The following is a 12,372-nucleotide window of genomic DNA, read 5'->3' on the forward strand; positions in this document are numbered from 1 at the left end:
GGGAATATTAGAAAAACAGATCCATTCCCAAAACCAATATATGCGGGTTCTTTCCTGATGAAAAGAAAACCGAAAAAAGGTGTCTATTCTAAGAATAAAGAATGATCAGGATCATGCAGTTTATCTGTATGCTTAGTACTTTTGAATCCTCTATGCATATCCAGGAAAAGACAGGCTTGAGTCCGGAGGAAGTATTGAAATCCCGCGAACAATTCGGGAAGAATACGCTTTATTCCAAAAAGAAGAATCCGCTTGGGATTTTTTATGATGTATTCAAGGAGCCGATGATGCTTCTGTTGATCGTCGCGGCTTTCATATATTTTTTCACCGGAGAGAACGAAGAAGGATTTTTAATGCTTGCGTCCATTGGTATTGTAGCGGGTATTTCCATTTACCAGGAAATACGCAGTGAAAACGCTACGAATGCTCTCAAGCAAATGACACAACCATTGATCATTGTGATCCGTGACGGAGAAAAGATCTCTATTCCTTCGGAAGAACTGGTCGTCAATGATCTGATGATTGTTTCAGAAGGAGAACATATTTCCGCTGATGCTACGATTATCAGCTCGAATGATTGTTCCGTCAACGAAGCGATGCTCACCGGTGAATCATTGCCTGTTGTGAAGAATGAAGAGGACGCTTTACTCTACGCAGGAACCATTGTCGTAAGCGGACTCGCGCATGCGAAAGTAACTGCTGTTGGTTCGTCTACTCGTCTTGGCAAGCTCGGACAATCCATGGAGGAAATTGAAAAAGAAAAAACTCCATTGCAAAAACAGATCTCGTTGTTTGTACGGCGCATGGCAGTGATTGGAGGAATCGCCTTTCTGCTCGTATGGGCATACAACTATATTGATTCCGGAGATCTTGTACACGGATTACTGCACGGACTCACACTGGCTATGGCCGCATTGCCCGAGGAAATCCCTGTCGCGCTTTCAACCTTCATGGCATTGGGCGCATACAGAATGATTCGGAACAAAGTACTCACCAAACATCCGCAAACGGTAGAATCACTGGGATCCGCCACAGTCATTTGTGTAGACAAAACCGGAACACTCACTGAAAACAAAATGGCATTGGTAGAAATCTATCAGCCATTGAAAGATAGCTTTTATTCACTGGAAACAAAATCACCGGATGAAGAATCACACCTCGTTATAGAATACGCGCTCTTTGCGTCGGAACCGGTCCCTTTCGATCCGATGGAGAAAGCGATCCACGAAGCATTTGCCGCTCAGCAACCCGCCATCAAACCCGCGGAATTTCAGATGGTGCATGAATATCCTTTGTCGGGCATTCACCCGATGATGACACATGTGTACAAAAACAACAGTGGTCGAAATGTCATCGCCTGCAAAGGTGCTCCGGAAGGCATCATTAAAAAGTCAACACTATCCGCGGCTGATCAGACCAAAGTACTTTCAAAAGTAGAAGTCATGGCTTCCCATGGTTACAGGGTCCTGGCCGTCGCGAAAGCGACAGATGAAAACAGGGAATGGCCGGCGGATCAGGAGCAATTTACCTGGGTATTTCTCGGACTGATCGCCTTTAGTGACCCACCAAAGAAAAACAGCAGACAGGTAATCAAGAATTTTCACGACGCCGGAATAGAAGTAAAAATGATCACCGGTGATTTTCCTGCAACAGCAAAAAGTATTTCCGAGCAAGTTGGATTTCACAATTCCGATCAGGTCATTACAGGTTCTGAAATCATGAGTATGTCGGACGAAGAGCTTGACACGACTGTAAAAAAAGTAAACATTTTCTCCCGCATGCTTCCCGACGCGAAATTGAGAGTCATCCTTGCTCTGAAAAAAGCAGGCGAAGTTGTCGCGATGACGGGTGACGGTGTGAATGACGGTCCGGCTTTGAAAGCCGCGCACATCGGTGTTGCCATGGGAAAGAAAGGAAGTGAAATTGCGCGGCAGGCCGCTTCGCTCATCCTTATTGATGATGACCTCGGCAATATGGTCACTGCGATTTCATTGGGAAGAAAAATCTATGCAAATCTTAAAAAGGCGATTCAGTATATTATCTCAATACACATTCCATTAATTTCCGTTGTGACACTTCCATTGATCCTGGGATGGAAATACGCGAACATCTTCTCTCCTATTCATGTAATTTTTCTCGAACTGGTGATGGGCCCAACCTGCAGCATCGCATTCGAAAACGAACCGATGGAAAAAGACGCGATGAAACAAAAGCCAAGAAAGATGAGCACAACATTTTTCACCTGGAAAGAATTATACCTGAGTATTATCCAGGGTCTCGTGATAACTCTTGGCTTAATGACAATCATGTATTTTTCGATTGACAAAGGATATACCGAACCAATGACACGAACGCTGGTTTTCAGCGCGCTCATTTTCTCAAATATATTCCTGACTCTTACCGGCAGATCCAAAACGGATTCATTGTTAACCGGATTGAAAACAAAAAACAATTTGATTCCGCTTATGATTGGCCTTACTCTTGTAATTCTGGCGCTCTCATTGTATTTGGCTCCTGTCAGAAATTTATTCCAGTTTGTTCCTGTAGAAACGTCTGATCTTGGCTGGTGTGTTGCAGTTGCATTTGTTTCGATTATTTGGGTGGAAGTGGTGAAAAGGGTGAGGAACAAGGGTTCTTTGGGGCAACATTAATAGTCACTTGGTTTTTTTCGTCCCATCGGGACAAAGGGCGCAGAGTCTCACGCTGGGCCAAGTCTTTAACGAAGGCCTGCGAGCTTGGCCCTTGAGTTGGCGATAGTCTGGACAATTTTATTATACAAGAAACCTATTTTGTCTCAATTGACCTAAAAGATCTCTTCGAGATGACGATCGCATGATATAAGAGTATGTCGTCCAGTTCCCGCCAAACATATTTGGTAAAATGAAACAACGTCCTTTCGGCGGGAACCGGACGACATTCACACGAACTAGCTACTGTCATCTCGAAGAGAACTTTTAGGTAATTTGGTAATATTCTTTCTCCTAGACAGAGTCTTTAACGAAGGCTTGTTTGCTCGCGGACTTGGCCCTTGAGTTGGAGAGACACAGGACAACCCTATTATTCAAGAAACCAATTTTATCTCAATTGACCTAAAAGATCTCTTCGAGATGACGATCGCATGGTATATGATTGTGTCGTCCAGTTCCCGCCAAACATATTTGGTAAAATGAAACAACGTCCTTTCGGCGGGAACCGGACGACATTCACACGAACTAGCTACTGTCATCTCGAAGAGAACTTTTAGGTAATTTGGTAATGTTCTTTCTCCAAGACAGAGTCTTTGACGAAGGCATGTGTTCTCGCGGGCTTGGCCCTTGAGTTGGCGATTAGCTGTTAACTTCAAATAATCAAGTATCATTTTCGATATTTCTTTGGAAAAAGATTTAATAAATTCTATCTTTCTAGGGCTTCTATAATTTTTAAAGACATATTTCAATTAAGCAAAGGTTTTCGCTAAAGACCTTGCATATATGAGAAAGAAGAAAAAACTATTAAATTTTTTGATCTATGAAGAAGATTTTTTTGATCTTAATTCTATACTTACTCTCAAATATTTCCTATTCAAAAATTCCGGATTCCTATATAGATAATACCGAGTCAGTTAATTACGACAAAGACACCAACTGTATTTATAAAAATTTCGTTAAGAAAGGTAACAATTGTTTTAAAGATGGATTGTATACAAAAGCAATTGAATACTATGAATCTGCAGATGCGGAGCTTAATGATGGAAAATTAAAACAATACACGTTATATAATTTAGGGATTTCATATTTCGCTATAGGCAAATATAAAGAATCACAAACTACTTTAGAGCGATGCAAATCACTCAACTTTTCTAAGCTATTAAATTATGAGGCAGAAATTATGCTAGTGAAATTTGGTTTTGATACTCTTTATAACCAATGGATTGTGATCAGTAAAAAGAACATAAACTTTCACTTTCAAGACACAATAGGTTTTGATGTAAATGAATGGATCAGAAACAGAGAATTTGCTTTTGATACAATTAACTCCTTCTTTCACGCTAAATTACCTAAAAAGATTGATTATTTTATTTGGACAGATACAAAAGCTGCTGAAAGTATTTTAGAACTGGAAGGTTCATTTACACTTCCAACTTTCTCATTAACTCACGGCAGACTGAATGACGAATGGGGTCATGAATTGACTCATTCAATATATTACTACACAGGAAAAATAAAATGTGTCAACCAACTCATTGTTGAGGGCGTTGCAGTCTACTTCCAACTATCTACTCGTGATTATTTTTCTGATTTTAAAAAACTCACAGGAAATGATTATTCTATTGCAGACATTTGGAAATCACCTCAAAATTATAATTGGAGAATTACTTATCCATTGGGTGCAAATATTGTAAAGATGTTGATAAACTGGAAAGGTCGAAATAAATTTATGAGTCTCTTAAAAAATCAAACTTACGAGAACGCTGTTAAGATTTATGGAAATAAACTTGTTGAAAAAATAAATCAATTAAAATCAGAGATGGACAATTTGTAATTTTGAACAGCCTTAAAATACAACCCTCTTCATTCTAACCCAGGCGAAGCACGGACAATCTTATTATACAAGAAACCTATTTTGTCTCAATTGACCTAAAAGATCTCTTCGAGATGACGATCGCTTGGTATAAGAGTATGTCGTCCAGTCCCCGCCAAACATATTTGGTAAAATGAAACAACGTTCCTTCGGCGGGAAATGGACGACATTTACACGAACTAGCTACTGTCATCTCGAAGAGAACTTTTAGGTCATTTGGTAATATTCTTTCTCCTAGACAGAGTCTTTAACGAAGGCTTGTTTGCTCGCGGACTTGGCCCTTGAGTTGGAGAGACACAGGACAACCCTATTATACAAGAAACCAATTTTGTCTCAATTGACCTAAAAGATCTCTTCGAGATGACGATCGCAAAATATAAGTTTATGTCGTCCAGTTCCCGCCAAACATATTTGGTAAAATGAAACAACGTCCTTTAGGCGGGAACTGGACGACATTCACACCAACTTGCTACTATCATCTCGATGAGAACTTTTAGGTAATTTGGTAATACTCTTTCTGGTATCCAGGAAATCCTCCCTTTTGCATAAACAAAAAAAGTATTTGACAGCAAAGAGCAGAGTACAGTAAGATAGAACTGGAATGGATGAAACTACTATTCAAATAAACCTTTGCGCCTTTTGCGTCTTTGCGAGAAATTTTATAATCCACTGAAGAGAACTACTATTTAATAGATTTAGTCATTTCCATCACCATCACTATAACCAGCTTATAAATTCATTTCAAACAAAGCTTTGAATAGATTCCTTTTTTTACATTTGAAACGGAATAAAATTTCCCGGGAATCTGTTATGGCTGAAAAGGATTTACGGATCAACAATTTTGATTTACTGAGAATCCTTGCCGCGATACAAGTGGTGATCAGCCATGGATTTCATCATCTTCATCTGGATAAAACGGGAACTTTGTTTTTGTTTATCGAAAAATTTCCCGGCGTCCCGATATTCTTTACCATCAGCGGATTTCTGATCTCCGCATCCTTCGAAAAAAATCCGGATCTCCGAATCTATTTTACAAACCGTGCTTTGCGCATTTTCCCCGGACTTTGGGTTTGTGTCTTATTCTCCATACTCACTGCATCCATCGTTGGTGGAGTCAACTTCCTCAATCCTGTCACCCTTCCATGGCTGCTCGGACAGTTTAGCATAGTTCAGTTCTTTAATCCTGATTTTCTCAGAGGCTATGGAACGGGAGTGCTAAACGGAAGTTTGTGGACCATTACCGTGGAACTGCAATTTTATCTGCTGCTCCCGATCATGTATTTACTCATCCGGAGAAATCCAAAAGGAAACAATATAATTCTGTTGTTGATGATTTTGTTTTTCATCCTCGCTATTGTCCACTCTTTGCTCCCATTTACAGAAAGACAAAACAAATTTCTTGCTGTAACATTCCTGCCACATTTCTATATGTTCCTTGCAGGTATGCTGCTACAAAGATGGAAAGCATACAAGTCAACCTACATTTACGGGAAAGCGGGAATCTGGCTGCTGATTTTTATTTTGTACTCTTACCTCCTGCCGGATTTTGTTTCAAAACCTTTTTTTGGAAAACTAATCCTCGCGATACTAACGATCTCTCTGGCTTACACAATCCCGTGGCTGTCAAAGAAAATTCTTCATGGAAATGATTTGTCCTACGGAACGTATATATATCATATGCCGGTCATCAATATGTTTGTTGAAAAAGGATATACAGGAAATTCTGCTGTGTTTCTGTATGCACTCATCATCACACTGATCCTGGCAGGGATCTCCTGGCGATTTGTGGAGGAGAAATTTATACGGATGAAGAGGAAAAGCCTTAGGATTGCTGATTTTTGATTGAGGATTGAGGATTAAGGATTGCTGATTTTTGATTGAGGATTGAAGATTGACTGGTCGAATGCTTAGCTGGTATAAGGTATAAGGTATAAAGTATCAGGTGGTGCATTGGGGAATAAAAATCATTAATTTCATAGCTAAATTAAAATACAGGATGAGAATTATTAAAACACGGTTTTGGGTAGCAATGATTTTAGGGTTGTGCGCTTTTGCGTGTGGTGATGTGATGGCACAGCAAACCAATTTTTCGAAACGCGCTTCATTACTTTCCGGTTTGGATTTGAATTCAAAACTTAGAAACTCATTTTTGGAGACTAAATCTGAAAATGAAATGCAATCAGAACCAGCTCTCGATGTACAGGAGTCTGTTGGAATGAAAAAAGTTTTGGACAGTGATCACACAAAAAGTAATCTGCAGCAAATTCATCACCTGAACGGATTGAGCCGGATGATGAATGACACATTGATTGTTGGGTACTTACCAGGGGATACTGTGCGTGTTTCAGGTGTGTGGGCTAATAACGGTCCGATTATCGTTTTACAGGATGGAGTTTTGATTTTTGATCATGCAAATGCTACAATTTTGGGAGATCTGTATGTGATCGGTCATGGACAAGTTTGGGCCGACTCTTCAATATTGTTTTTTCCACAGCAATATTTTTATCAACGCAGCATTCTCGTGGTGGACACAGCTGTATTGAACATTCAAAATTCTACTTTGGATTTTGGCGGAATGTCGCACAACCTGGTAGCATATGGAAATGCGGAAATTACTTTCAACAACATCCATCATGCCGATTGGACGACAGCGGGAATTTATGACCACGTGAATTTCTTTTGCGACGGAAATAATCTCGGTGGAGAATACATTTGCACCGGAAATTCCAACATCAATTTCAGAAACACAAATACATTATTGGTCTGGCATCATTTGCCGGATACAGCAGTTATTCAACATCAGTTTCCTTCCGGAACAAATGTTGCCACTTATATTTTCAATAATCAGGTGAGCGGAATTCAGGGTGTTGGCTATTCCGTTCAGCTCGACACCTGTACGGATGTAATGTGGGCCATCATGCCGGAGAATGGCTCGGATGTAAGTATTTCGAATTCGACCATCCGTGCAATTGGATTATGGTTCAATCGTGGGGATTCAGTAAGCATCTCCGGACTGGTGAACAATTCGAACTACAGCAATTTCACTGCTCCGCTTGCAGACAGAAACCTGCAGCTTCAGAATTCACAATTACAAACATGGAGTGTTTATCTTTTTGATTCTTCTGAAGCGAGCATCAGTGGTTGCATACTGGGTGAAGTCGGCGCGATGGGAAGATCTCAAATTACATCGAACGGATTTTATTGTGATGGTTCCGGAGGTTATTTCTGGGCGAGCGAAAACGGAGTTGTCTTCGCATCAAATGTTTCTGTGGGCACGAGCGTCCGTAGCGAGAAAAACGGAATCATGGTTTTTGGCTACGGCTCAGTCAACAGTGGCGGCGCGGTTTCCATCGGGCAATCATTGCTGGTCGTTGTGCAAAGCAGTTTGCCCGCGGATCCTGTTGCCAATGACGGATCAACAACCTGGTATATGCAGGTGGATGCTCCCACAGCGACCTATGCGGATAGTGTTGTACATATTCCCGGCTCTGTCTGGATTGATCAGGGTCCGCAAGGTTCTTTTATGAATTTTACGAAGTATGGAGTTTACTATCAGATCCCAAATGCACCATTCTGGACACCGATTGATACCGGTATTTACAATGAAGTGAGACATGCAACGCTTGCAAATTGGAACACACATGGTCTTGCTGCCGGTTCCTATTACATTCGCCTCTTGTCCTTCAATGATCTTGGAGATAGCATTGAAGCTATCCGTCAGGTTACTTTATTGCCATTGATCCTCGGTATTGATGAATCAATTACAGATGAAACAATCTCCATCTTCCCGAATCCTTCGCGCGGACAATTTCAAATTAATTTGAATCTGGAAAAACCGGAGACGTTTTCATTCCGACTAAGCGATTTGTCGGGACGGTTAACAGGAGAAGATTTACAAATGGAGTTGCATCCGGGACTGCAAAACATTTCAATAAATACATCGGATTTATCTCCTGGATTTTATTTTTTGCAGATAAGAACACAAAAGCAAACAATCGTAAAACGTGTTCAAATTCTAAATTAGTTTTTTTTGTAAAAAAATCATGGTCATTACCAAAAACAAAAACCCCGGATCTGAAATAAGATCCGGGGTTTTGTATACAAAAGATATTTTTAGTGTTCTGTCTTTATTACTTTGATCGTTTTCCGTTGATCCATATAGATCACATCCACGAAATAAGTTCCAGCGGCAAGTCTTGCTCCAGCCTCTGTGTAACCGTTGACATTTTCCTGTTCTTCGAGTAATCTTCCGCTCATATCATAGATATGAATGGTCACCACTTTCTCCGTCAGGATGCGGAATGTACCGCGGAACGGATTCGGATACACAAAGACGCCCAGGTTTTCTTTTGCAGGTTGTGAAATGGCACTGCAAGGATCGAAAGTAATGCGGATTGTATCGCTGGACTGACAACCGAAGGCATTGCCAACAGTTACGTAAATTAATTTTGTTCCAACTCCTGATCCTGAGCTGTCGATATTCACGGATGTGCTTGTTTCACCGGTAGACCAAAAGATAGAACTGTATCCTGATCCGATGCTGAGTACAATTGTTGCATTCGCGCACACTACAGAATCAGCACCCAATTGCACAGAAGGCGCAGGGTAAACCGTCATTGGTCGTGACGCGCTTCCGACACAACCGTTTTGTGTAACACTGTAATTGATTGTATAAGTTCCCAATCCTATTTGCGGATTAAAGGTTCCGTTGCTCACACCGGTGCCACTATAAGTACCACCGGAAGGACTTCCTCCGCTGAGTACAACAGGAGTGCCATTGATACAAGATCCGGTAAATGCGGAGAGTGTTACTGTTGGCGGAGCTGTCACAGTAATTTGTGTCTGAGCGGAATTGGTACAACCGTTAGCATCCGTATAGACGTATGTAATCGTAGTAAAGCCCGCTCCGGCAACTGAAGGATTAAATGTAGAGCCCGTCACACCATTTCCACTGTAACTTCCTCCGTTTGGTAAACCACCGCTCAGGTTGAAAGGAGTAGTATTTAAGCAAGTCGGTGAGAATGTACTGATCGTCACATTCGGTAAAGTATTTACGAAAATTGTAGAAATAGCAGAAGCCGAACATCCGTTCGCTGCAGTATAAGTATAGACAACAGTATCATTTCCAGCGCCGGCTAATACCGGGAAGAAATTTCCGTTGTTAATTCCATTTCCGGAATATGTACCACCGGAAGGAGATCCTCCGCTCAAGGCGAAGAAGGCTGAATTCGCACAAACCGGAGAGAAGGAACCAAGCGTTACTGATGGTGCTGCAAGTACAACAATATTTCTAGTTGCAGAATTAGAACATCCGCTTGCATCGGAATACGTATAAGTAATAGTATGTGTTCCCGCACCTGCCGTAGCAGGATTGAAGATTCCAGAACTCACTCCGTTTCCAGAATACGTTCCACCGGCAGGCGAACCGCCACTTAAAGTAATCGGAGCCACGCTGGAACACACATCCGCGAAAGAAGATAATGTTACCGTTGGAAGAGTATAAACTGAAATCACCGAAGTATCGGATGCGGTACATCCTCCGTTTGAATATTGATACGTAAGAATATGTTGTCCGACGCCTGCTGTTGAAGGTGTGAATACACCACCACTCACTCCGATACCGGAATAAGTGCCTCCCGCAGGAGATCCTTGTGTCAAAGTGATTGCATTCGCGTTCAGACAAACTGAAGACAAATTTCCGAAACTAACAACCGGAACAGTATTCACCGTGACTGTCACCAATGCCTGAGCTGTACAAGCTCCGGAATTTGTTCCTGTCACCGTATAGGTTGTTGTGCTTGCAGGATTCGCTGTAACGACAGCATCGGTTGTTGCGCTTAATCCGGTTGCGGGTGTCCATTGATAAGTGGAAGCGCCGCTTGCCGTCAACTGAGTTGAAGAGCCGGCACATAAAGTTGATGAACCGGCAACAGCAGTCATTGTGAAGCCGTTTGACACCGCATTCACCGTTGGATTGCCAACACTCAGATAATTCGCGGCATAACCCAGACCGTTGTATTCTACAATCTGAAAATAATATCGAACACCGAGTGTCAGTCCGGTTACGGTTACAGAATTTCCTGTACCGTTATAGACTACATAATTGTCAGAACCAAGATTTGCACCACTACCAAACTGACTGTTGGCTATATAATACATTCCATCGACAGGGAATGCATTCACTGCTGATGCGGCTTTTGCAACAACAATTCTTCCATAACCATTTCCCGGAAGAAAATTCAATTGAAGGTCACCACAGTTGGAACTAGTAATCTGTACTGAAGAAGTATTGACATTCGGTTGTGTTGCAATTGCAGGAGATGTTTTTGCAACATAAAAATCTGCTAGTGGATAACCCTGCAAAGTTGCAGGACCGAAATAGGCTGTATCGTTAAAAAATCCTGATGTATACACATTACTTAATGTATCGCAGGTGACAGCCAAACCCGCATCACGCTGAACTCCGCCTCCGGGTTTAGCCCAGTTTACATTACCTGCTGTATCATACACTGCAATAAACACATCTCTGTTCCCTCGGGCACCAACATAAACAGTTCCAAAATATCCGTGATCGTCAATTTGTCCGGTAACATAGACCTGATTTTTTCGCGCATCGTAAGTACATGCATAGGCCATATCTTCATAAGGCCCTCCGCTACGTTTTGCCCAAAGAACATTTCCGTTCGGATCATATTTTACAAGAAAATTATCCGTACTTCCTTCTGAGATTAATTCATTAGATCCAAAATATGTAGTGTCTTTGAAATAACCAGCTACATAAGCATTTCCCAATTCATCTGTTGTGATTGCATTGCCTCGTGTTGTATCACAGCAACCACCGGCTGTACGCACCCACTGAAAATTTCCGCTGGTATCGTACTTCGCGATGAACATACTGTTCTTACCCTGCACACTCACATTTGTACCGCTAAAGTTTGCTGCTTGTGTAATTGTTCCGGTGATAAAAACATTGCCTTGTTGATCAAAAGCAACACCACGACCACGATCTTCTTTTGTTCCGCCTGCTTTCTTCACCCAAAGAATATTTCCATTCGGGTCAGCTTTCGCGAGGTAAATATCGTTGCTATTACTACTACTGGTCATATTCAGTGATCCGAAATTTGCATTTCCGGAAAAGTAACCGGTGAGGTAACTAAAACCATTCGGATCTGTTGTGATTGCCTTTCCTTTATCATCACCTGTTCCTCCCATCCTTTTCGCCCAGAGAAAACTTCCTCCGCTTGAATACTTCACAAAAAATATATCATTCGCTCCCTGTACCGTCAATGAATCGCCTGCCTGGAATCCGGCAGTGGTTTCAAACTCTCCGGTATGATAGCTGTTGTGCTGCGCATCTACTCCTACTCCCCAACTAACATCTCCACCATTTCCACCGGCATGTTTTACCCATTTCAAATTTCCATCGGTATCGTATTTACCGACAAGAATATCGTGTTTGCCGTTTGAATTGAGAGTTACATTTTCGAACACAGCCGAGTATTCGATTTGTCCAGAAACATACACGTTTCCGGAATCATCGGCTACAATAGCATTGCCATATTCGAAACCCTGGGAGCTTCCCTGTTTCGCCCATAAAAATGATTGAGCGTTCGCGCTGAACTGTATTGAAAAATTACGCCACATACCAGCAATACGCGGTCGATAATAAAACATCTGTTTTTCATAGGATCCATTGTTCGCTCTAAAAACGGATACAAGCGGTTCCTGGTTAGTACAAAATCAGGTCGGATCTGACGGTTTTATTACAGAATTGGTAAATAAATCAGAAACTCATGGTTTTGTGGTGAAAAA

Annotated in this window: 5 protein-coding genes; 4 read left to right on the forward strand and 1 reads right to left on the reverse strand. The window is 41.6% G+C overall.

Annotated features, from left to right (window positions below; translation table 11 throughout):
• Positions 1 to 152: 152 nt before the first annotated feature.
• From IPP86_06505 to IPP86_06520, 4 genes are all read left to right on the forward strand, one after another.
• Positions 153 to 2,651, forward strand: coding sequence for a cation-translocating P-type ATPase (locus IPP86_06505; protein MBL0138169.1), 2,499 nt, complete (start codon positions 153 to 155; stop codon positions 2,649 to 2,651).
• Positions 2,652 to 3,507: 856 nt separating this feature from the next.
• Positions 3,508 to 4,521 carry a tetratricopeptide repeat protein gene (locus IPP86_06510; protein MBL0138170.1) on the forward strand — a complete coding sequence of 338 codons (1,014 nt, stop codon included), beginning with the start codon at positions 3,508 to 3,510 and terminating at the stop codon, positions 4,519 to 4,521.
• Between the two features lie 849 nt (positions 4,522 to 5,370).
• The gene (locus tag IPP86_06515; GenBank protein MBL0138171.1) at positions 5,371 to 6,402 is read left to right on the forward strand and encodes an acyltransferase; all 1,032 of its coding nucleotides are present in this window, start codon (positions 5,371 to 5,373) and stop codon (positions 6,400 to 6,402) included.
• Positions 6,403 to 6,556: 154 nt separating this feature from the next.
• A complete protein-coding gene (locus IPP86_06520) occupies positions 6,557 to 8,584 on the forward strand; it encodes a T9SS type A sorting domain-containing protein (GenBank protein MBL0138172.1) in 2,028 nt (675 codons plus the stop codon).
• 89 nt (positions 8,585 to 8,673) lie between these two features.
• Here the strand turns inward: IPP86_06520 and IPP86_06525 are convergent, their stop codons facing one another.
• On the reverse strand, positions 8,674 to 12,234 hold the full coding sequence (locus IPP86_06525) for an SBBP repeat-containing protein (protein MBL0138173.1): 3,561 nt from the start codon (positions 12,232 to 12,234) through the stop codon (positions 8,674 to 8,676).
• Positions 12,235 to 12,372 lie beyond the last annotated feature (138 nt).

This window comes from Bacteroidota bacterium, from assembly GCA_016720935.1.
Classification (GTDB): Bacteria; Bacteroidota; Bacteroidia; order AKYH767-A; family 2013-40CM-41-45; genus JADKJP01.